Annotated in this window: 20 protein-coding genes and 1 tRNA gene; 14 read left to right on the forward strand and 7 right to left on the reverse strand. The window is 67.4% G+C overall.

The annotated features are described in order from the left end of the window. The first annotated feature begins 92 nt into the window (after positions 1-92). The 3 genes from V9G04_07350 (at position 93) to V9G04_07360 (ending at position 5,297) form a co-directional block, all read left to right on the forward strand. Complete coding sequence (locus tag V9G04_07350) at positions 93-1,709, forward strand: amino acid permease (protein ID MEI2713106.1); 1,617 nt, start codon at positions 93-95, stop codon at positions 1,707-1,709. 5 nt (positions 1,710-1,714) lie between these two features. Next, positions 1,715-2,626: a phosphotransferase gene (locus V9G04_07355; GenBank protein ID MEI2713107.1), complete on the forward strand. Its 912-nt coding sequence runs from the start codon at positions 1,715-1,717 to the stop codon at positions 2,624-2,626. Between the two features lie 244 nt (positions 2,627-2,870). Further along, positions 2,871-5,297, forward strand: a complete 2,427-nt coding sequence (locus tag V9G04_07360) for an FAD-dependent oxidoreductase (protein MEI2713108.1) — start codon at positions 2,871-2,873, stop codon at positions 5,295-5,297. 5 nt (positions 5,298-5,302) lie between these two features. Here V9G04_07360 and V9G04_07365 read toward each other — a convergent pair whose 3' ends face one another. Beyond that, positions 5,303-6,319 carry an Ig-like domain-containing protein gene (locus tag V9G04_07365; GenBank protein MEI2713109.1) on the reverse strand — a complete coding sequence of 339 codons (1,017 nt, stop codon included), beginning with the start codon at positions 6,317-6,319 and terminating at the stop codon, positions 5,303-5,305. 136 nt (positions 6,320-6,455) lie between these two features. Here V9G04_07365 and cobA point away from each other — a divergent pair, with 136 nt between their 5' ends. The 3 genes from cobA (at position 6,456) to V9G04_07380 (ending at position 9,313) form a co-directional block, all read left to right on the forward strand. Beyond that, complete coding sequence (gene cobA / locus V9G04_07370) at positions 6,456-7,682, forward strand: uroporphyrinogen-III C-methyltransferase (protein MEI2713110.1); 1,227 nt, start codon at positions 6,456-6,458, stop codon at positions 7,680-7,682. Continuing rightward, a complete protein-coding gene (locus V9G04_07375; GenBank protein MEI2713111.1) occupies positions 7,675-8,490 on the forward strand; it encodes an RNA methyltransferase in 816 nt (271 codons plus the stop codon). Before cobA ends, V9G04_07375 begins: the two co-directional genes overlap by 8 nt. A 91-nt stretch (positions 8,491-8,581) precedes the next feature. After that, entirely contained in the window at positions 8,582-9,313 is a 732-nt protein-coding gene (locus V9G04_07380) for a hypothetical protein (protein MEI2713112.1), read from the forward strand. A 20-nt stretch (positions 9,314-9,333) separates the two neighbouring features. Here V9G04_07380 and def read toward each other — a convergent pair whose 3' ends face one another. Continuing rightward, entirely contained in the window at positions 9,334-9,930 is a 597-nt protein-coding gene (gene def, locus V9G04_07385; GenBank protein ID MEI2713113.1) for a peptide deformylase, read from the reverse strand. An 84-nt stretch (positions 9,931-10,014) separates the two neighbouring features. On the opposite strand from def, the gene V9G04_07390 reads away from it, so the two are divergent. Together V9G04_07390 and V9G04_07395 are read left to right on the forward strand one after the other, a co-directional pair. After that, positions 10,015-11,385 (forward strand): acyl-CoA dehydrogenase family protein, encoded by a 1,371-nt coding sequence (locus V9G04_07390; GenBank protein MEI2713114.1) that lies wholly within the window; start codon positions 10,015-10,017, stop codon positions 11,383-11,385. Between the two features lie 13 nt (positions 11,386-11,398). After that, positions 11,399-12,625 (forward strand): acyl-CoA dehydrogenase family protein, encoded by a 1,227-nt coding sequence (locus V9G04_07395; protein ID MEI2713115.1) that lies wholly within the window; start codon positions 11,399-11,401, stop codon positions 12,623-12,625. 62 nt (positions 12,626-12,687) lie between these two features. Here the strand turns inward: V9G04_07395 and V9G04_07400 are convergent, their stop codons facing one another. Then, on the reverse strand, positions 12,688-12,972 hold the full coding sequence (locus tag V9G04_07400) for a YiaA/YiaB family inner membrane protein (protein ID MEI2713116.1): 285 nt from the start codon (positions 12,970-12,972) through the stop codon (positions 12,688-12,690). Between the two features lie 107 nt (positions 12,973-13,079). Between V9G04_07400 and V9G04_07405 the strand changes: the two genes are divergently transcribed. After that, positions 13,080-14,294: a pyridoxal-dependent decarboxylase gene (locus V9G04_07405; protein MEI2713117.1), complete on the forward strand. Its 1,215-nt coding sequence runs from the start codon at positions 13,080-13,082 to the stop codon at positions 14,292-14,294. Beyond that, entirely contained in the window at positions 14,251-14,529 is a 279-nt protein-coding gene (locus V9G04_07410; GenBank protein ID MEI2713118.1) for a hypothetical protein, read from the forward strand. Before V9G04_07405 ends, V9G04_07410 begins: the two co-directional genes overlap by 44 nt. 18 nt (positions 14,530-14,547) lie before the next feature. Here the strand turns inward: V9G04_07410 and galK are convergent, their stop codons facing one another. After that, positions 14,548-15,702 carry a galactokinase gene (gene galK, locus V9G04_07415; protein ID MEI2713119.1) on the reverse strand — a complete coding sequence of 385 codons (1,155 nt, stop codon included), beginning with the start codon at positions 15,700-15,702 and terminating at the stop codon, positions 14,548-14,550. 83 nt (positions 15,703-15,785) lie between these two features. Here galK and V9G04_07420 point away from each other — a divergent pair, with 83 nt between their 5' ends. Next, positions 15,786-17,228 (forward strand): S8 family serine peptidase, encoded by a 1,443-nt coding sequence (locus tag V9G04_07420; GenBank protein ID MEI2713120.1) that lies wholly within the window; start codon positions 15,786-15,788, stop codon positions 17,226-17,228. Positions 17,229-17,314: 86 nt separating this feature from the next. After that, positions 17,315-17,878 carry a nucleosidase gene (locus V9G04_07425; protein ID MEI2713121.1) on the forward strand — a complete coding sequence of 188 codons (564 nt, stop codon included), beginning with the start codon at positions 17,315-17,317 and terminating at the stop codon, positions 17,876-17,878. Here V9G04_07425 and V9G04_07430 read toward each other — a convergent pair. Beyond that, complete coding sequence (locus V9G04_07430; protein ID MEI2713122.1) at positions 17,857-18,417, reverse strand: LysR family transcriptional regulator substrate-binding protein; 561 nt, start codon at positions 18,415-18,417, stop codon at positions 17,857-17,859. The genes V9G04_07425 and V9G04_07430 overlap by 22 nt on opposite strands. A gap of 105 nt (positions 18,418-18,522) precedes the next feature. Here V9G04_07430 and V9G04_07435 point away from each other — a divergent pair, with 105 nt between their 5' ends. Then, positions 18,523-18,909 carry a nuclear transport factor 2 family protein gene (locus V9G04_07435; protein ID MEI2713123.1) on the forward strand — a complete coding sequence of 129 codons (387 nt, stop codon included), beginning with the start codon at positions 18,523-18,525 and terminating at the stop codon, positions 18,907-18,909. Between the two features lie 97 nt (positions 18,910-19,006). Here the strand turns inward: V9G04_07435 and V9G04_07440 are convergent. Next, positions 19,007-19,095: transfer RNA gene (locus V9G04_07440), tRNA-Leu, on the reverse strand. A gap of 106 nt (positions 19,096-19,201) precedes the next feature. Here V9G04_07440 and V9G04_07445 point away from each other — a divergent pair. Beyond that, positions 19,202-20,512 (forward strand): M20/M25/M40 family metallo-hydrolase, encoded by a 1,311-nt coding sequence (locus V9G04_07445; protein MEI2713124.1) that lies wholly within the window; start codon positions 19,202-19,204, stop codon positions 20,510-20,512. Here the strand turns inward: V9G04_07445 and V9G04_07450 are convergent. Beyond that, on the reverse strand, positions 20,509-21,444 hold the full coding sequence (locus V9G04_07450) for an aldo/keto reductase (GenBank protein MEI2713125.1): 936 nt from the start codon (positions 21,442-21,444) through the stop codon (positions 20,509-20,511). The genes V9G04_07445 and V9G04_07450 overlap by 4 nt on opposite strands. Between the last annotated feature and the right edge of the window lie 76 nt (positions 21,445-21,520).

A 21,520-nucleotide genomic window follows, 5' to 3' on the forward strand; every position in this document is an offset into this window, starting at 1 on the left:
GGGCCGCGAAGGTCATGGACGTGACCCACGTCACGGGTCTAACCTCGCCACAGCCGGACCCGGCCGCCGGGTCCCGTCCTGGAAGGTGAGACATGCCCGAAGGCCACGAACACGTCGATGAGACCGAGCTCACCGAGGACGAGAAGCATCTCGCAAAGCTCGGCTACAAGCAGGATCTGCACCGCTCCTGGTCCGGGTTCTCCAACTTCGCCATCTCGTTCTCGATCATCTCGATCCTGGCCGGCTGTCTGACGAACTTCGGCGCCGGATTCAACAACGGCGGCCCGATCTCGATCTCGTGGTCGTGGCCGATCCTGGGGCTGTTCATCCTGATCATCGGGTTCACGATGAGCGAGTTGGTCTCGGCCTATCCGACGTCCGGAGGTATCTATTGGTGGGCCTCCAAACTCGGAGGTCCTGCCGCAGGCTTCTTCACCGGCTGGCTGAACCTCATCGGCCTGGTCGCCGTGACGGCTGGTGTCGCGTACGGATGCGCGACGTTCTGGGACCTGACCATCTCGACCTGGTCTGAAAGCTATGCGGGGTCCTACTCACTGACCCGAGTGTTCGTCATCTTCTTGGTCGTGTTGGGCATCGCTGCCGGTCTCAACATCTTCTCCAGTCACCTGATGGCGATCATGAACAACGTCTCAGTGTGGTGGCACGTCTTCGGCGCTGCCCTGATCGTGCTGATCCTGGTCTTCGTGCCCGACCATCACCAGAGCGCGAGCTATGTCTTCACCGAGCGTTTCAACAACTCGGGATTCTTCGGTGGTGACACCGGGGGAGCGGGCTTCTGGTTCATGATCATCCCTTTCGGCTTCTTGCTGACGCAGTACACGATCACCGGCTTCGATGCTTCGGCTCACCTGTCGGAGGAAACGTCGGCGGCCTCCACTGCAGCGGCCAAGGGCATCTGGCAGTCGATCTTCTATTCGGTCGTCGGTGGTTACATCCTGCTGCTCGCGGTGGTCTTCGCGATCCCCAACGACGCGTCCGGCAACCCCGACAACGCGGGCGTCGGCGCCGGCGGTGTGGCGTACATCTTCACGTCCGCACTGGGCAACAAGTGGGCCACCTTGGTGCTGTTCATCGCGGCCGCCGCGCAACTGTTCTGCGCCACCGCGTGTATGACGTCGGCGTCGCGGATGACGTACGCCTTCGCTCGCGACGGCGCGATCCCCGGCTCCAAGCGTTGGGCCGCGCTGAACAAACTCAAGGTGCCGGCAAATGCTGTGGTGCTCGTCGGCATCGTGGCCGCGATCGTGACTCTGCCCGCGCTGATCGAGGTCAACCTGGGCACTCCCGAGGAGCCGCTGATCATTCCGGTCGCCTTCTATGCGGTTACCTCGATCGCGGTGATCGGGCTCTATCTGGCGTTCGCGATCCCGATCTGGCTGCGGTGGCGCCACGGCGACGAGTTCGAGGTTGGTTCGTGGAACAACGGCGCCAAGTACAAGTGGATGAACCTGATCGCGGTCGCCGAGATCATCATCGTCTGCGGTGCGCTGATGCTGCCCTTCGTACCCGAAGCTGTTCCCGGCAACGAGGACTTCGCGTGGAAGTTCGTGAACTACGCACCGATCATCACGATCGGCGCACTGGTGGCGCTGACCATCTGGTGGTTCGCGTCGGCGAAGAAGTGGTTCACCGGGCCCAAGCACACCATCGACCAAGCTGTCATCGACGCGTTCGACGAGCGCTCCTGAGGCACGTGACCCCCGAGATCGAGGCTCTCCTCGACCAGATCCCGATCCTGGCTGATCGGACCCTGGTCGAGGAGTTGTCGGGCGGGCTGACCAACCGCAACCTGCGTGTCCACCGCCCCAGTGGTGACGTGGTCGTACGCCTGGCCGGCGCTTCGGGTGAACTGCTGGAGATCGATCGCGTGGCCGAGCACCACGACAGCGTCGCTGCGGCGGCCTCCGGTGCGGCGCCGGAGGTGTTGGCCCACCACCCAGAGCTCGCGGCCATGGTGATCGACTATGTCCCGGGCTCCACGCTGAGCAACGACTCTTTCGCGGACGCCGGGGTGATGGCACGAGCCGCCGGCGCCGTGCGCCAACTCCATGCGGGGCCGGCCTTCGCGCGTACGTTCTCCATGTTCGAGCGCCGCGAGCGATACCTGGCCACGATCGCCGAGCGTGGCTTCGAGCTGCCGCCGGACTATCACCGGTTCGACGCACACTGGGCTGACGTACGCCGGGTGCTGGAGGGGACCGCCGCCGAGTTGGCGCCGTGCAACAACGACCTGCTCGCCGAGAACTACGTCGACGACGGCGACCGGTGCTGGCTGATCGACTACGACTACGCCGCCAATGGCGACCCTGCCTTCGACCTCGGCAACACGGCCACCGAATGTGAGTTCACGCCCGAGCAGACCGAGGCGTGGGTGGAGCAGTACTACGGTGCGCTGACGCCCGCGCGGCTGTCCCGGGTACGGCTGCAAGCGCTGTGCAGTGCGTACGGCTGGTCGCTGTGGGGCTATATCCAAAAGGACGCCAGCGACCTGGACTTCGACTACGAGGGCTGGGGTCTGCACCGTTTCGACAAGGCCGCGCGGGTGTTCACCAGCCCGCACTTCACCCGACTGCTGACCGCCGTGGTTGAGGAGCGAACGACGTGAGCGTCTCGAAACCACTCCCGCCCCGGGCACCTCATCCGGTGGTTGAGGAGCGAACGACGTGAGCGTCTTTAAACCACTCCCGCCCCGCGCACCTCATCCGGTGGTTGAGGAGCGAACGACGTGAGCGTCTCGAAACCACTCCCGCCCCGCGCACACCATCCGGTGGTTGAGGAGCGAACGACGTGAGCGTCTCGAAACCACTCCCGCCCCGCGCACCTCATCCGGTGGTTGAGGAGCGAACGACGTGAGCGTCTCGAAACCACTCCCGCCCCGCGCACAGGTGGTGATCATCGGCGGCGGAGTGATGGGCTGCTCGACGGCCTATCACCTGGCGCACCTGGGCTGGACCGACGTCGTCGTGTTGGAGCAGGGGCGGCTCTCGGGGGGCACCACCTGGCACGCGGCAGGCCTGGTCGGACCGCTGCGGGCCAGCGAATCTGGGACCCGACTGGTGCAGTATTCCGCCGAGCTCTACGCCCGATTGGAGGCCGAGACTGGCCTGGCGACCGGCTATCGCAACACCGGCGGCCTGGTGCTGGCTCGCACTCCTGACCGGCTCACCGCGATCACCCGCACGGCCGCCAACGCGGTCGCCTACGACCTGCCCTGCGAGTTGATCTCGCCCCGACAGGCCCAGGAACTGTGGCCACCGATGCAGGTCGACGATCTGCTCGCGGCGTTGTGGCTACCCGGCGACGGCAAGGTCAATCCGACGGATCTGACCATGTCTTTGGCCAAGGGTGCTCGCAACCTGGGAGTGGTGGTCCGAGAAGGTGTGCGGGTCCGCGAGATCCTCACCGACGGTGAGGGTCGTGACCGCCGCGTGACGGGCGTACGCACCGACATCGGTGAGATCGAGGCTGAGTACGTCGTCAACTGCGCCGGTCAGTGGGCGAAGGCACTCGGCGACTCGGTCGACGTCACGATTCCGATGCATTCGGCCGAGCACTTCTATGTCGTGACCGAGGCCGTGGCGGGCACTCACCCCGACCTGCCGATCATGCGCGACGCCGACGGGTGGACGTACTTCAAGGAGGAGGTCGGCGGTCTTGTCGTCGGCGGCTTCGAACCCAATGCCAAGCCGTGGGTTGCCCCGGACCAGATCCCCTACCCCTTCGAATTCGCGCTGTTGGAGGAGGACTGGGAGCACTTCTCGATCCTGATGGATGAGGCGCTGCATCGGATCCCGGCGCTGGAACACACCGGCATCCGCAAGTTCTACAACGGCCCGGAGTCGTTCACCCCGGACAATCAGTTTCTGTTGGGTCAGACGCCCGGACTTCGCGGGCATTTCGTCGGCGCGGGCTTCAACTCCGTCGGGATTGCGTCGGCCGGTGGAGCCGGCCGGGCACTGGCCGAGTGGATCGTCGCGGGGGAGCCGACCTCGGATCTGGTGGCGGTGGACGTACGCCGGTTCGGCCCCTTGCAGAACGACAACGCCTGGCTTCGCTCACGGGTTGCCGAGGTGCTGGGGGTGCACTACGCGATTCCGTGGCCCAACCGCGAGTTCACCAGCGGGCGCGACCAGAAGCACTCGTCCGTGCACGACCAGTTGGTCGCGCGCAACGCCTGCTTCGGCTCCCGCAACGGCTGGGAACGCCCGCTCTTCTTCGCGCCGGAAGGGCAGACCCCCGGGATCGACTACTCGTGGGAGGCACAGAATTGGGTGCCATGGGTGGATGCCGAACAAGTCGCCTGCCGTACTGGCGTGGCGGTGTTCGACCAGTCGTCCTTCAGCAAATACGTCGTGGCCGGGCCGGTCGAGGCCCTGCAACAGATCTGTGCCGCGGATGTCGACGTGGCCGTCGGCACGGCCGTCTACACGCCCTGGCTGAACGCACGCGGCACGTACGAAGCCGACGTGACGGTGACTCGGGTCGCGCCGGGGGAGTTCCTGATCATCTCCAGTGCGGCGACCACGCAGCGTGACCTCGACTGGCTGGCGCGACACCTGCCGGACACCGCCGGGGTGATCGACCTCTCCGAGGACTTCGCGGTGTTCGGCGTGATGGGTCCGCGCTCGCGCGCACTTCTGGGCGAACTAACCACGGCCGACCTGGACGACTTCGACTTCGCCACCTCACGTGAGATCCCACTCGCCGGTGGACAGGTGCGTGCAACGCGGATGACGTACGTCGGCGAACTCGGCTGGGAGTTGATGGTCAACGTCTATGACGCGCCCGAGGTGCATCGGGCGTTGCTTGACGCCGGTGCGGCCCCTGCGGGCTACTACGCGATCGAGGGGTTGAGGTTGGAGAAGGGCTACCGCGCGTTCGGACGCGAGTTGACCCCGGACCTGACGCCCGTCGAGGCGGGCCTCGTCTTCGCCACCGCGCTCGCCGGCGACAAGGAATTCCTGGGGCGCTCGGCGTTGGAGGCGCATCGTGCTGCGCTCGCGCGCGGGGGTGAGCGACGACGAATCGTCTCGATCCGTTGTGCCGAGCCGGACGCCGTGCTCTGGGGTGGCGAACTAGTGCTGCGCGATGGGCAACCGACCGGCCAGGTGACCAGCGCCGCCCGTGGCGCGACCGTGGGGGCATGGGTCGGGTTGGCACTGATCAAGGCCCCCGGCCCCGTCACCTCAGACTGGCTGACCCACGGGGACTGGACCGTGGACGTCGCGGGTCGCCGCGTGCCGATCGTCGTCGGGCTCAAGGCGCCGCTCGGGTGACGGGGTCAGACCGTCTTCTTGAATGTGGGGGCTGCCGAGGCCTGGAATCGCGTCTGCCCGACGTATTGCACCACGATCTTGTACGTGCCCTTCCGGGGTGCGGGCGCGGTGAAGACGGCGACGCCGTTCGACGACACCCGGACCCGCTTCTTGGCCGGTTTCAGACCCTTGTGGGTGACGATGAACTGCACGCTGCCCAGCATGGGCATGCCGTGGGCGGGCACCACCCGAGCACGCACCCGCAGCGTCTTCCTGGCCAACTTGTAGGCGGCTCTGGCCGTGGTGGTCGTCGCGTCCTTCACCACGTTGATGGTCCACGCCCCGTCGTCGGTGGTCGCGAAGTTCTGCACGTTGTCGGGTCGGTAGTTGACCTTCACCTCGCGCTGACCCACGAGCGCCTTCGGCAACTGCCAAGTGGCGCGTCCGGTGTCCGGTGAAACGCGCAGCGGACCTGAGGTCTGGGAGTGGTAGTGGAAGTTCACGGTGCCCACCGGCGTGAAGCCGTTCGCGGGCACCACGGTGGCCGTGACCTCGCCGCTCTCGCCGTAGGCGAGGGTGGCGGGCCCGGCCAAGGAGACCTGGGCCGGCAGTCTGGCGATCAGGACCGGCGCGCCGTCGGCCTCAGCCGCGGTGTACGCGCTGCCCGGTGCGGGAGTGAACCACACCGTGAGCGGCCGGGGGCCGCCGGCATCGAGGAGCGGCATCGAGAACAGAGCCGTGCCGTTCGCGTCGAGCGGCCGGGCCTTTGCCCCGGTCTCGTTCCACGCACCCATGACCAGGGAGACGCTTCCCCGAGCTACTCCCGCTGCGCCGGACACGCGGACAGTCACGGGCAGAGGGTCGCCGTAGGTGAGGTGGGCGACTCCGCCGACGAGGGGCACACTGCTCGGATAGGTGATCGTCACCACCGGGTCAGTGGCGACGGCAGCGACCTCGGGAACAGCGGTCGCAGGTGAGTTCAGCGCGGGCAGGCACAGGACGGCAGCGGCGCCCAGAGCGCCAGCCAGTGTACGAAACTTCATGGGGGGACTTTCGATCGCTCGGTGGAGGGTTCAGGGTCGCCCTCACATGAGCGCAGGTTATCTGCTTCCTTTCGAAGAAGGTCCACGAATTCCCTCGTGTAATCGCGGATGCGTGCCGTCTGGGAAGATCCACGACATGGGATCTCAGGAGCCGTCGATCTATCCCGTCGGGCTCCGCCTGGCGGGTCGGCGCGTCGTGGTGGTCGGCGGGGGACAGGTCGCGCAGCGACGAGTCCCCGCCCTACTAGCGGCAGGAGCTCTCGTACGCCTGGTCTCACCCGAGGTGACTCCCGCGCTGGAAGGCATGGCCGCAGAGTTCGAATGGGAGCAGCGCGGCTTCGAGCCCTCCGACCTGGACGACGCATGGTACGTCGTCGCCGCCACCGACGACCGCGCCGTGAACGAGGAGGTCAGCGCGGCGGCTGAGGAACGGCGGGTGTTCTGCGTACGAAGCGACGACGGCGCAGCCGCGAGTGCCTGGACACCGGCCACGGGCCGACACGGCAGTGTCACCGTGGCGGTGCTGGGCAATCGCGAGCCACGCCAGTCCGCTCGACTGCGCGACGACATCCTCACGGCGTTGCGCGACGGAGCGTTGAACACGACCGGCGCTCTCGATCACGCGCCCGGAGTGGTCCTGGTGGGTGGCGGCCCCGGTGATCCCGAACTCGTCAGCGTCGCCGCCAGGCACGCGCTCGCCAGCGCGGACGTCGTGGTCGCGGACCGGCTGGCCCCGCGCGAGCTCCTCGCCGAACTGGCACCGCATGTGGAGTTGGTCGACGTCGCGAAACTCCCCCGCGGGCGGTCGGCACAGCAGGCCCGGATCAACGAGGTCATCGTCGACCGCGCGCGACAGGGCAAGCGAGTCGTGCGCTTCAAGGGCGGCGACAATTTCGTGTTCGGCCGAGGTTTCGAAGAGGTCCTTGCCTGTCGCGAAGCAGGTGTACCGGTCAGCGTCGTGCCGGGCCTCTCCAGCGCGATCGCGGTGCCGGCTCGGGTCGGCATCCCCGTCACGCATCGCGGCGTGGTGCACGACTTCACCGTCGTCTCCGGCCACCTGCCTCCTGGCCATCCCGAGTCGCTGGTCCAATGGGACGCCCTGGGGCGCAGCCGCGGCACGCTCGTCCTGCTGATGGCCGTAGACAACGCCGGCCCCATCGCCGAGGCGCTGCTCACAGCGGGCCGCCCTACGGGCACCCCGGTGGCGGTGATCGCCGACGGAACGATGCCAGAGGAGCGGGTCGTCCTCGGCACCCTCGCCACGCTGGCTGATCGCCTGGCTGAAGAGGTCGTACGCCCGCCCGCCGTGATCGTGATCGGTGAGGTCGTCGCGCTGGCCCACCCCGAGGCGTTCGGTGGCTGAGTACGTCGAGATCGAAGATCCGACCGATCCGCGACTGGCCGACTACCGCGACCTGCGCGATGTGGAGTTGCGCAAGTCGTTGGAGGCCGAGCACGGCCTCTTCCTGGCCGAGGGTGAGAAGGTCGTACGCAGGGCACTGGAGGCGGGCCATTCGCCGCGCTCGTTCCTGATGGCGCCTCGCTGGCTCGCCGGCCTCGTGGATCTGCTCGACGGCACTGACGCTCCCTGTTATGTGGTGGACGAGGCACTCGCCGAACAGGTCACCGGCTTCCACGTCCATCGTGGCGCCTTGGCCGCCCTGCAGCGCACGCCGCTGCCTCGCGTGGAAGACATCGTCGCGCAGGCACGTACGCTGCTCGTGTTGGAGGATCTGGTCGATCACACCAATGTCGGCGCGATCTTCCGATGCGCCGCGGCCTTCGGTTTCGACGCGGTCCTACTCGCGCCGCGCTGTGCCGACCCGCTCTATCGCCGAGCCGTCAAGGTCGCCATGGGCACGGTCTTCGCGATCCCCTGGACCCGACTGGACGACTGGCACGATGCGTTGGAGGACCTCAATTCACGCGGGTTCCGGACGGTCGCGCTGACCCTCGCGGCCGACGCGCAACCGCTGGAGGAGGCCGTCCGAGGGGCCGACCGTCTCGCACTCGTGCTGGGGTCGGAGGGCCACGGACTGTCGCGTCGGTGGGAGGAGACCGCGCAGCGGCGAGCCGTCATCGAGATGGCACCCGGAGTCGACTCGCTCAACGTCGCGGCTGCTGCCTCCGTGGCCTGCTATGTCACGGCGCGACGATCAGCTTCCCGCTGACACCTTGACCTCGGTTTCCTCGGTTTCCTCGGTCTCCGGACTGCTAGCGTGCTGTTTCGTCCACACCGCCTAGCCGCATCGGGGCCTCCTCATGAGCATGCCGCCGCCCTATCCACCGCCCGCCCAACCCCCCGCCGCACCGTTCAGCGTCGGAACCGGCCTGAGCTGGGCCTGGGAGAAGTTCAAGACCAACCCGGTGCCATTCCTGCTGGTGATGCTGGTGGGTTTCGTCGCCAGCCTGTTGGTGGCCTTGCCGTTCGGTGTCTTCAACGCCATTACCGACGGCCTGGACACCACGAACAGCGACGGATCGCTCGACGGGACCAACTTCTCGCTGATGATGGGCGGCGGAGTGCTCCAGTTGGTCGGACAGATGCTGAGCACCGTGGTCGGCCTGATCTTCTCCGGCGCGATGGCCAAGGGTGCGCTCGACACGACCCGAGGTGCACCCGTGTCACTGGGCTCGATGTTCCAGGACCTGCCGTGGGTGCCGCTGATCCTGGCCGGATTCGTGATCGGTGTCCTCGGCACTATCGGCCTCCTCTTGTGCCTCATCCCCGGTCTGATCGTCTACTTCTTGACGATGTGGACGACGTACTTCATCGTCGGCCACGGTCAGGACGCCTTCACGGCGATGCGTTCGAGCTTCGCGCTCGCGACGGCACGAGTCGGCGACAGCCTGCTGACCCTGATCACGGTGATCGCACTCGGCATCGCGGGCGCCTGTGCCTGCGGTATCGGACTCCTGGTGACCATCCCGCTCGGTGTGCTGCTCACCGCGTGGGCCTTCCGGACGCTGGTAGGCGAGCCGGTCGCACCCTGAGCTGATCCTCGGACCTGTACTCAGGCCGGCCACCCTGCCGGGAAGTCGTCCACGGCCCCGTCGTGCTCGCGACGCAACTTCTTCATCGCGCGAGCTGAGATCCGGTCGCCGAAGACCATCCCGACAGTGTGGTCGGTCTCGTGCTGCAGGCATCGCGCCAGCAGCCCGTCTCCCGAGAACTCGACGGTTTCTCCGGTGAGCCCGAGCCCACGGACGTACGCCCGGTCGGGACGCGCGCACGACACGAAGGCGCCCGGGTAGGACAGGCATCCCTCCAGATCGTCGTCGAGTTTGCGCTCTCGGCCTTCCGGCAGCACGAGTTCGGGATTGCACACCACACCCACCACACGTTCGCCCGACTCATCGGGGCAGTCGAAGACGAAGACCGCCGCATCGACCCCGATCTGGCACGCTGCCAGGCCGACGCCGTCCGCTGCGTACATGGTGGCCACCATGTCGGCCACCAGCGTGTGGAACTCGTCACCGAAGTCGGTGATCGGGCGCGCAGGGCGATGCATCACGTCCTCGCCCCATCGGGTGATGGGGCGTACTGATCCGCCCGTGGGCAGCAGGCCGTACGGGGCACGTACGGCGCGTCTCTCGTCGCTTTCGGCCATGTGCGCGATCCTACGAAGCAACGTGACGAGTCCCACCGCAGGTCGGTCTGGGCGATGTTGTAACTCCAAGTTACGGTGAAGGGCATGGCAGTGACAGATCGAACCACCCCACGAGGCGGCAACCGCTTCGGGCTGGCCTCCGGCGAGACGCGCGACCCCCTGGGGTTGGTCGTACGCGGACTCAACCAGCTCGCCAGCGCCGACGTCCTCGACCGCCTCGGCTTGCGCAAACAGACCGAACGCGCGGTCTTCGCGATCACCCGCTCGGGCTTTCGCACCGCGACTTCGGCCGCGCGGGCCTTCGCCAAGGCCGGCAAGCCCCGACAGCCGGGCAGTCGGCCCAGGACCGCAACGGCTGGCGCGGTCTTCGACCTGACTCCGACCGAGGACGAGCAGATGCTGGTCGACGTCGTCACCGAGTTGGCCACCGAGGTCGTACGCCCGGCCGCGGCAGCGGCGAACGAGACCTGCACGGCTCCGGCCGAGGTGCTCGACGCCGCCCGAGAACTCGGCCTGCCTATCTTGGGTGTGCCCGAGGCGCTGGGCGGCATCTGCGAAGAGCGCTCCGCCATGGCGGGCGTGCTGGTGGCGGAGGCCCTGAGCAAGGGCGACATGGGACTCGCCGTCGCGGCGCTCGCGCCCGGCTCGGTCGCCACCGCGCTGGGACTGTGGGGTGACGATGCCCAACAGCAGACCTATCTGCCGGCCTTCAGCGAGCCTGCGGCACCCGCGGCTGCGTTGGCGCTCAACGAACCCACGGTGCTCTTCGACGTGCTGTCCCCCACGACCCGGGCAGTGCGTGACGGCGACGAACTCCTGCTCAACGGGGTCAAGTCGATGGTCCCGGTGGGCGCCGACGCCGAACTGTTCCTGGTCGGCGCGAACCTTGAGGGAGACAACGTGCTGATCCTCGTCGAGGGCGGCACCGATGGGCTGACGGTCGAGGCCGAGCCCAGCATGGGCGTACGCGCGGCCGGACTGACCAAATTGATCCTCCACGACGTACGCGTGCCCGCCACCGCGATCCTCGGCGAGTCCGACGGTTCGACTTATGCCGAATGCGTACGACTCTCGCGACTGGCGTGGTGCGCGTTGGCCGTCGGCACCGGACAGGCCGTGCTCGACTACGTGATCCCCTACGTCAAGGAACGCAAGGCATTCGGTGAGCCTGTCGCACACCGTCAGGCCGTGGCGTTCATGGTCGCCGACATCGCCATCGAGTTGCAGGCGATGCGGCTGGTCACCTACAAGGCAGCGTCGCGGGCTGCCGCCGGGAAGGACTTCGGCCGCGAAGTCGCACTGGCCCGGCAGTTGTGCGCGGAGAAGGCCATGAAGATCGGCAACGACGGCGTCCAACTCCTCGGCGGCCACGGCTACGTCAAGGAACACCCGGTCGAACGGTGGTACCGCGATCTGCGCGCCATCGGCCTCGCGGAAGGAGGAGTCCTCGTCTGAGGACACACCCGACATGATCAATCTTGAGACACCCAAGAAGCACCGCACGCTGATCGACCAGGCCCATCAGGTCGCCATGAACATGCTGCGACCGATCTCGCGCAAGTACGACGCCGCCGAGCACGCGTACCCCAAGGAACTCGACATGCTGGCCGCGATCTTGGACGGCCTGTCGGAGTCGGGCGCCAGTGCGGGGGCAGGTGCGGCCGGTGTGAAGCGCAGTGAGGACGAACCTGCACAGGACTCCGCGCAGCGCCGGATCAAGAACGGCACCAACCTCGCCTCCGTCCTCTCCATCGCCGAGATGTGCTGGGGCGACACGGCTCTGCTGTTGGCGTTGCCTCGCCAGGGTCTGGGCAACTCGGCCATTGCCTCGGTCGCCGATGACGCACAGCAGGCGAAGTTCGCCGGCACCTGGGCGGCGATGGCGATCACCGAGCCGGGGATGGGCTCGGACTCGGCCGCATTGACGACCACCGCGACCAAGGACGGCGACGAATACGTCCTCAACGGCGAGAAGATCTTCGTCACCTCCGGCGATCGCGCCGACAGCGTCGTCGTCTGGGCCACGCTCGACAAGTCGCTCGGCCGTGCCGCGATCAAGTCGTTCGTGGTGCGCAAGGGGACGCCCGGGATGACGGTCGAAAGGCTGGAGCACAAGCTCGGCATCCGTGCCTCCGACACCGCGGTCATCACGTTCACCGACTGCCGGGTGCCCGCGGAGAACCTCCTGGGTTCGCCCGAGATCGACACCAGCAAGGGATTCGCGGGTGCGATGGCCACCTTCGACAACACCCGGCCGCTGGTCGCGGCGATGGCCGTCGGATGTGCCCGCGCCTCCCTCGACCTCACCCGCGACCTGCTGGAGCAGGCGGGGGTGGAGATCGACTACGACCGACCGGGGCGGGTGCAGTCTGCCGCCGCCGCGAAGTTCCTGCAGATGGAGGCCGATTGGGAGGGCGCAAAGTTGCTGATGATGCAGGCTGCCTGGAAGGCCGACAACCGACAACCCAACTCGCTGGAGGCCTCGATGGCCAAGGCCAAGGCGGGACGAGTCGGGAGTGACATCACCCTGTCGTGCGTCGAACTGTGCGGCACGATCGGCTACGACGAGGGTGAGTTGCTGGAGAAGTGGGCCCGCGACTCCAAGATCCTCGACATCTTCGAGGGGACCCAACAGATCCAACAGCTGATCGTCGCGCGGCGGGTGCTCGGGTTGAGCAGCGCCGAACTCAAGTAGGCATCAGACAGCAAAGCGCCCCGCACCGGATCTCTCGGTGCGGGGCGCTTTGCTGGTGTTGGTCAGGCTGCCCTGAAGGGGTCGTGTTCGGCGAGGAGTTTGTCCACCCGGGCCTGGTCGAGTCGGTGGATCACGCTGCTGTCCTCCTGCTGGTCTCGGATCACCTTGGCCAGCGTGAAGGCAGACGTCGTGAGGTAGCAGATCCCGATGCCGAGGAAGGCCTTGATCCAGCCGTCGGCGGGCAGGAAGTAGACCCCACACAGGACGGTCAGCAGCGCCAGTCCGAACGAGATGGCGGCCTGGGCGAAGAAGGCGGACGTGTTCTTGGTGTTCGTGTTCGTCGTCATGACACCAGCCAACCGGGCCGGGGCGGGCTGTCGGATCGGACTTTCGACCCGGTGGAGGTGAGTACGCAGCCTCATCTTCGGCTGGCACGATGGGCGTCGTGACGCATATGCCTCCCGAGGAGTTCCGACGCCTCGGCCACCAAGCTATCGACTGGATCGCCGACTACTGGGAGAGGCTCGACGACTTGCCGGTGCTGGCCCAGGTGGAGCCGGGAGACGTACGAAAGGCGTTGCCGGCGACTCCGCCGGAGTCAGGAGAACCTTTCGACGCGCTGCTCGACGACCTCGATTCGCTGGTGATGCCCGGGATCACGCACTGGCAGCATCCACGCTTCTTCGCGTACTTCCCGGCGAACTCCTCACCGGCGGCGATCCTGGCCGATCTGCTCTCCAGCGGCATCGGAGCACAAGGGATGATCTGGGCCACCAGTCCGGCCGTCACCGAGGTCGAGCAGGTGGTCGTCGACTGGCTGGCCCAGGCGCTCGAACTCCCCGAAGGGTTCCGTGACGGCTCGGGCCGAGGTGGGGGAGTCATCCAGGACACCGCCTCCACTGCCACCTTCACCGCACTGCTGGCGGCGTTGCATTCCGCCAGCGGTGGGCAGGCTCGCGACGCCGGTGTCGGCGACGCCAGCTGGCGGGTCTACGGCTCCACGCAGGCGCACTCCTCCTTGGTCAAGGCGGCATTGATGGCCGGACTCGGTGCGGAATGCGTACGCGCGATCGAGGTGGAACCGGCGACCCAGCAGATGGATACCCGAGCCCTGCGAGCAACCCTGATCGCTGACCTGGAGGCTGGTTGTCGGCCGGTCTTCGTCCAGGCCGCGATCGGCTCGACGTCCACAGGTGCCATCGACGACGTGCAGGCCATCGCGGAGGCGATCGACGCGGCGTACGAAAAGCACGGCGACGAGGGCATCACCGGTCCCTGGCTGCACCTCGACGCGGCGTGGGCCGGGGTGGCCGCGGTCTGCCCCGAACACCGAGACCTGCTCTTCGGCAGCGCCCACCTGGCGGACTCGATCGTCACCAATCCGCACAAGTGGCTGCTGACCACGTTCGACTGTTCGGTGTTGTGGGTGCGCGAACGCCGCGCGTTGACCGAGGCGCTGACCCTCACGCCGGAGTACCTGCGCAACCCGGCCTCGGATTCGGGGCTGGTGGTGGACTATCGCGACTGGCATCCGCAACTCGGCCGCAGGTTCCGGTCGTTGAAGCTTCTGGGCGGTGCTGCGTACGTACGGCCTGGAGGGCCTGCGCGCACATATCCGCTCGGGCGTGGCGATGGCCGAACGATTCGCCGACCTGGTGCGCGAGAGTGACGAGTTCGAGTTGGTCACCGCGCCCGTGCTCAGCCTGGTCGTCTTCGCGCATCGAGACGGCGACGAGGCCACGATGCGGGTGATGGCACAACTCAACGCGTCGGGTCAGGCCTACCTGTCCCACACCAAGGTCGAAGGACGCTCCGCTCTGCGACTTGCGGTCGGTTCGTGGCGTACGACCGACGCCGACATCGACGCGACCTGGAACGCATTGCTCGACCTGGCCCCCGCGTAGTCCCAGGGCGCCCGGCGCTCAGATGGAGCGAGAGCGTGCGCCGTCGGACGGTGTCGCGACCAGCCAGTCAGGGGTACGCCAACCCGCCTCGGCGAAGGCCGACTCGATGGCGGCCACACTCGGGGCGACCGCCTTCGACTCCACGAGAGCGATGGCGGATCCGCCGAACCCGCCGCCGGTCATCCTGGCTCCCAGCGCGCCGTTGTCCAGTGCGACGTCGACGACACGGTCGAGTTCGGCGCACGAGATCTCGTAGTCGTCGCGCATCGAGGCGTGCGATTGCGACATCAGCTGGCCGAAGGCGGGCCAGTCACCCGCAGCCATCGCGACTGCTGCGCGTTCGACGCGAGTGTTCTCCGTGAAGATGTGCCGCGCCCTGCGATGCAACCGGGGGTCCTCGAGCTCGTCGAGTCGTTCGATCCCGAGGTGACCCAGGGGTGCACCTAGTTGCGCTGCCGCAGCCTCGGTGTCGGCGCGTCGAGAGCCGTATCCGCCATCGTTGAGGGAGTGACTGACTCGCGTGTCCACGACGAGGAAGGTGAGGCCGTCCTGGTCGGGAGCACACGCCACGTGGCGATGCTCGTGGCGTCCGAAGTCGATCAACAGGGCGTGGTCGGCCCGCCCGCGGATGGAGATGGTCTGATCCATGCCGCCCGTCGGGGCGCCGGCGAACTCCGTCTCCGCCCTCATGCAAGCCTCGATGAGGACGTCCGGGTCGACGTCGTCGAGGTCGAGGACCGCGGCTGCCGTGGCACACTCCAACGCGGCAGAGGAGGACAGGCCCGCCCCGACCGGTACGGCACTGTCCACCATCAAGTCGGCTCCGCCCACCGGCAGTCCGGCGCCGCGCAGCATCCACATCGTGCCGACGACGTACGCTGCCCAACCCGGCACCGAGCCGGGGGAGATCTCGTCCAGGCGCCCCTGCCAGGTCTGCTCTGACTGGCGTGAATGCAGGCGTACGAGTTCGTCGTCGCGGAGGTTGGCCGCCACGGCAGTGCGATGCGGCAGCGCCATCGGCAGGCAGAGCCCGGCGTTGTAGTCGGTGTGCTCGCCGATCAGGTTGAGTCGCCCGGGTGCGGTGCCGAGTCGGGTCGGGGGTGAGGTGAACACGGCTTCGAAGTGACGACGGACACGCTCTTCGAGGTCAGGGGCGGCAAGGAGTTCGGGCACAGGCCCAGCGTAGGCGTGACCAATTGTCATGCTCGTCGTTGGCGTGGGTGAGTCCGACGTCAAGCATTCAAGGAGACATCTCCATGCGCAGACCACTTCCGATCCTCTCCGCCGCCGTTGCCGTCGCCGCCTGCGCGGTGCTGTCCCTGGCGCCCGGCGGTGCCGCTGCCGCCGAATCCGCACCGGTGCAGGACTACTTGGCCGAGCGGCTCTCCTCGCTCTCCAGCCTGAGCAAGGAGACCGTGCTCGTCCACGGTGCGTCATTGACGGCAGCACGAGATGCTGTGGCGGCCAGCGGCCTGGATGAGGTCACCAGTTTCGACAAGATCGGTGTGGTAGTCGCGCGCGGCACCAAGGCGGAGATCAGGAGCGTGACCACGCAACCGGGCGTGACCTACGTCGAGGGCAATCAACCGATCGAGCTCGCCCAGTTCACCTCCAACAAGGCGACGCGCGGCGAGGAGGCGCTGGCCACCGTCACGGGGGCCGACGGAGCCCGCCTCGACGGGCGCGGCGTCTCCGTCGCAGTGATCGACTCCGGGGTCGACCCGACGCATCCGTACCTCAAGAATGCCGACGGCACTTCTGCCGTAGTGAGCAACCAGAAGGTGGTCTGCGACCTGACCGAGACCCTGTGCCAGGTCCTGAAGGTGCCCAACCTGGTGGACACCGACGTGCTGGCGGTGGGTGGGCACGGCACCCACGTCGCCGGGATCGTGGCCGGGCGCGAGACCACGCTCTCGGACGGGCGCCAACTCCACGGCGCTGCGCCCGGCGCGAGCATCGTGTCCATCAGCACCGGCGCAGTCCTCTTCATCATCGGGGCCGACCAGGCCCTCAACTGGGTGTTGGAGAACCACGAGGCGCCCTGCGGTGCCGGAGTGCCCGCGTCGACCTGCCCGCCGATCAAGGTGACCAACAACTCGTACGGGCCCTCGGGTGGCGGCGACTTCGACTCGAACTCCGCGACCGTCAAGTTGCAGCGTGCGCTTGCTGCGGAGGGCGTCGTCACCGCGTGGGCCAACGGCAACGACGGTGGCGACGGGTCGCAGAGCCTGTCCAACCCGCCGGGAATGGATCCCACGGGCGGCATCATCTCGGTGGCCTCCTACCACGACCTGGAGACTGGCACGCGCGACGGTGAGGTGAGTGAGTTCTCCTCGCGGGGTCGGGCCGGCGACACGTCGACGTACCCGGATATCTCGGCCCCGGGCGACACGATCACGTCGTCGTGCCGGATCTATCTGCCGATCTGCACCACCGGTGGCGACGTGATCGAGGCGGGCAACTACAACACGATCAGCGGCACCTCGATGGCGACCCCGCACATTGCCGGGATCGTGGCGCAGCTGTTCCAGAAGTCGCCGTCGGCGTCGCCGGGTCAGGTCGAGCAGGCGCTCAAGTCGACCGCGCACCGCTATTCCTACGGAGCGCCCTACGAGTCTGGTCCCGGCGGACTGCTGACGTCGTACGACAAGGGCACAGGCCTGGTCGACGTCGTGGCAGCCGCCCACGCCCTCCCGTGAGCCAGCTTCACGAACTTCCTCGAGAGGGGTGGGGAAGCGGACCCGGTCCGTCAGTTGCCTTGCGTGGGGGCAGCCAGCCTGCGCAGGTGACGGATCGGGTCCTTATCGTGTCGGCGACCGCCAGTGAGGCTGCGTACGTGCCCCCTCACCTTCCGCTGCTCATCACGGGCATCGGCAAGACTCCCGCCGCAGTCGCGCTGACACGCGCGTTGAGTGCGTACGACGACCTCTCCGGCCTGGAGGTCGTGAACATCGGCACCGCCGGAGCCCTGCGAGCAGGAATCTCGGGGTTGTTCGAGCCCGGGGTCGTGGTCAACCACGACGTGAACGCGGACGTGCTGCGCTCGCTCGGTTACGACCCGGGCGAGCGGATCGTCGTCGGGAGTGATCCGATGGTCCTCGCGTCGGGCGATGTCTTCGTCGCCGATCCCGACCTGCGCGATCGGCTGGCCGGCCACTCCACGCTGGTCGACATGGAGGGGTTCGCGGTGGCGTACGCCTGCGCGGCCTTCGAGATCCCCTGTCGACTGGTCAAACACGTGTCGGACAACGCGGGGGAGGATGCGCTGGATTGGCCGACTCTGGTCGATCGGAGTGCGCGAGTCCTGGGGGAGTGGGTTAGCGCGAACTACGCGCAGTCCGGCCCCTGACGATCCCGATGAAGCTTCTGGATGGCCTGCTCCTCGTCACGCTCGCTCAACCAGGCGAGGCCGATCTTTGTCGGCGCCAACTCGGGCACGGGACGGACTGCGGCGTCCTTGCGGTGATAGAGCCGCGCCACTGACTGCGGCACGATCGCTACGCCCGCGCCGCTCGCTGCGGTCTCGATCGCATCCTTGAGGGACATGACGGGGAAGTCGAGCCTGCCAGGGCTCACGCCGGGCGGCCTGCCGAGGACGAACTCTTCCCCGTCGAGTTCCTCCAGCGGCACTTCGTCCAGCACGGTCAACAGATGGTCCTTGGCCGTGACGACGACCTGCGCCTCGTCATAGAGCGGGATGCAGTGGACGCCGTCGCGCTCGATCGGGAGTCGGGCCAGCACCATGTCGGCCTCTCGGGTGTCGAGCACACGACGCTGGTCAGCCTCGTCGATGAGGGTCAAGTCGATCCGATCGCGGTGCCGCTCACGCCACACACCCGCCCACTTGTCCGGGGTGCAGCCGGGAACGAAGGCGAGTCGAAACGTCACGGGAGCGAGCCTAGGTTGAGTTGGGTCTCCCTGGGCATCGAGTTGGGTCTAAAGTGTCACTGCAACAAGTTGCATATGCTCTGTAACAGCCGAGAGGACACCCTGATGAAGCAGTTCCGTGCCGCCGTCGAGGCCCGCGACGTCGAGGCGATGAAGGCGTGCCTGGCCGAGGACGTACGGTTCGTCAGCCCCGTGGCCTTCAAGCCGTACGACGGCAAGGCGATCACCTCCGCGATCTTGAGCAACGTGATCCAGGTCTTCGAGAATTTCCGCTACGTCAGGGAGATCGAAGACGACCCCCACAGCGCGCTGGTCTTCGAGGCTGAGGTGGACGGCAAGACGCTGACCGGCTGCGACTTCATCGTCGTCAACGAAGAGGGACTCATCTCGGAGTTCATGGTCATGGTGCGACCGCTCTCGGGAGCACAGGCGCTCGCCGAAGCGATGGGCGCTCGCTTCGACAGGATCGTCGCCGAGGCTGCCGGGCAGTAGCTGGGCAACGGGGGCTGCGGAGGCGCCCGAGGACCAAGAAACCCCGACCCTGCGGGCCGGGGTTTCTCACATTTCCGCTGGTCAGCGGCATGTTTCCTGGTGTCCGAGGGGGGACTTGAACCCCCACGCCCTAATACGGGCACTAGCACCTCAAGCTAGCGCGTCTGCCAATTCCGCCACCCGGACGAGTGCGACGGGAAGACTAGCAAAGCCCAGCGCCGATCCCCGCATCGGTAGCGCCTCTTCGTGGTGACCTGCTTGACCCCCCGCACATGGATGACAGGATCGAGATATGCCCGAGCCCTCGACGACCCACGATCCGGCCGCCGAGGTCGTGGACCTGTGCAGCGAACTGATCCGGATCGACACCTCCAACTTCGGCGACCAGGACGGGCCAGGGGAGCGCAAGGCGGCCGAGTACGTCGCCGGCCTGCTCGACGAGGTGGGCATCGAACCGACCCTCGTCGAAGGCCTCCCCGGTCGCACCTCCTTGCTGGCCCATTGGGGCGGCACGCACGGGGAACCGCTGCTGATCCACGCCCACCTGGACGTCGTACCGGCCCAGGCCGACGACTGGCAGGTCCACCCGTTCTCCGGCGAGGTGAAGGACGGGTACGTGTGGGGTCGCGGCGCGGTCGACATGAAGGACTTCGACGCGATGTTGCTGTCGGTCGTACGCGCTCGGGCACGAGCCGGACGGGTGCCGACGCGACCCGTCGTGTTGGCGTTCACCGCCGACGAGGAGGCCGGTGGCCATCACGGCGCCCAAGTCCTGGTCGAGCAGCATGCAGAGCATTTCGAGGGTGTCACCGAGTGCGTGGGCGAGGTGGGCGGCTTCTCCACGACCGTACGCGGGCAGCGGATCTACCTGATCGAGGCGGCCGAGAAGGGGATGGCCTGGATGCGGCTCACCGCTCGTGGCCGCGCCGGTCACGGGTCGATGATCAACGACGACAACGCCGTCACTCGGATCGCCGCCGCCGTGGCGCGCATCGGGGCGTACGAGTGGCCGGTGCGACTCACGCCTGCGATGGAGACTCTGTTGGGGACGGTCGGTGAATTGGCGGGCATCGAGGCGACACCTGACAACGCGCAGGCGCTGATCGACGAGTTCGGTTCCGCGGCCCGGATGCTCGGTGCGGTCCTGCGCAACACTGCCAATCCGACGATGCTCCAGGCGGGCTACAAGACCAATGTGATCCCCGGCGAGGCCCAGGCGCGAGTCGACGGGCGTTCTCTGCCCGGCTTCGAGGACGAGTTCTATGCGACCTTGGCTGAGCTGTGCGGCGAGGGCGTGGAGATCTCGTACGAGAGCAAGCAGGACCCCTGGGAGACGCCGTACGACGGAGCGCTGGTGAACGCGATGACGCGTTCGCTGCTGGCCGAGGATCCCGACGCGCTGGTCGCGCCCTTCTTGATGAGCGGTGGCACCGACGCCAAGCACTTCCGCAAGCTGGGCATGCGGTCGTACGGCTTCGCGCCCTTGCGGTTGCCCGCCGATCTCGACTTCACCGCGCTCTTCCACGGCGTGGACGAGCGGGTCCCGACCGACGCGCTCGAGTTCGGTGCGCGGGTCTTCGATCGGTTCCTCGACGAGATCTAGGCCGAGACGTCGTCGAGCGCGGCGGCGATCTCCGGTGGGAGCACGAGTGACTCGGTCGCCAGGGCCGGGGTGAGTTGGGCAGCCGTACGCGCTCCGAGGATCGGGGCGGTGACGCCCTCACGGTCGCGTACCCAGGCGAGCGCAACCTGCAGCGGCTCCCAGTCCAGACCTTCCGCCGCGCGACAGACCGCTTCCACGATCCGGCCGGAGTGGTCGTCCAGGTAAGCGCTCACGAAGCTGGAGAAGGAGGACGATGCGCCGCGCGAGTCTGACGGCGTGCCGGTGCGGTACTTGCCGGTCAGCACCCCACGTCCCAGCGGCGACCAGGGGAGTACCCCCAGCCCCAGTGCGGCGCAGGCCGGCAACACCTCGCTCTCGATACGCCGATTGAGCAGCGAATACTCCATCTGCGTCGACGCGAGCGGCGTTCGTGACTGTTGCAGGGTGGCGGCGCGGGCGGTCTGCCAGCCGGAGTAGTTGGAGATCCCCACATAGCGAGCGCGACCCGAGGTCACCGCCATCTCCAACGCGGAGAGCGTCTCCTCCAACGGCGAGTCGTCAGACCAGGTGTGCACCTGCCACAGGTCCACGTACTCGACACCGAGGCGAGACAACGACGCGTCCAGGGTGCGCAGCAAGTAGCCGCGCGAGGTGTCGACGGCGCGTTTGCCTGGCCGCCGGAACATCCCGGCCTTGGTCGCCACCACGATCTCGTCGCGCGAGACCACGCCGCCCAACAGCCGGCCGATCAACGTCTCCGATCCGCCGTCGGTGTAGCCCGCGGCCGTGTCCAACAGGGTCCCGCCGGCATCGACGAAAGCCTCCAACTGTTCACGGGCCTCATGCTCATCGGTCTCGCGACCCCAGGTCATCGTGCCCAGACCCAGCCGGGAGATCGAGAGGCCCGTGGCACCCAACCGACGCTGCTGCATGCGGCGACGATATCCACCACGCCAGGCGTGCCTGCCTCGACTCGCGGGTCGTGTAGGCCGAACAAACAGCGGCGCG

This window comes from Nocardioides sp. (genome assembly GCA_037045645.1).
Lineage (GTDB): Bacteria > Actinomycetota > Actinomycetes > Propionibacteriales > Nocardioidaceae > Nocardioides.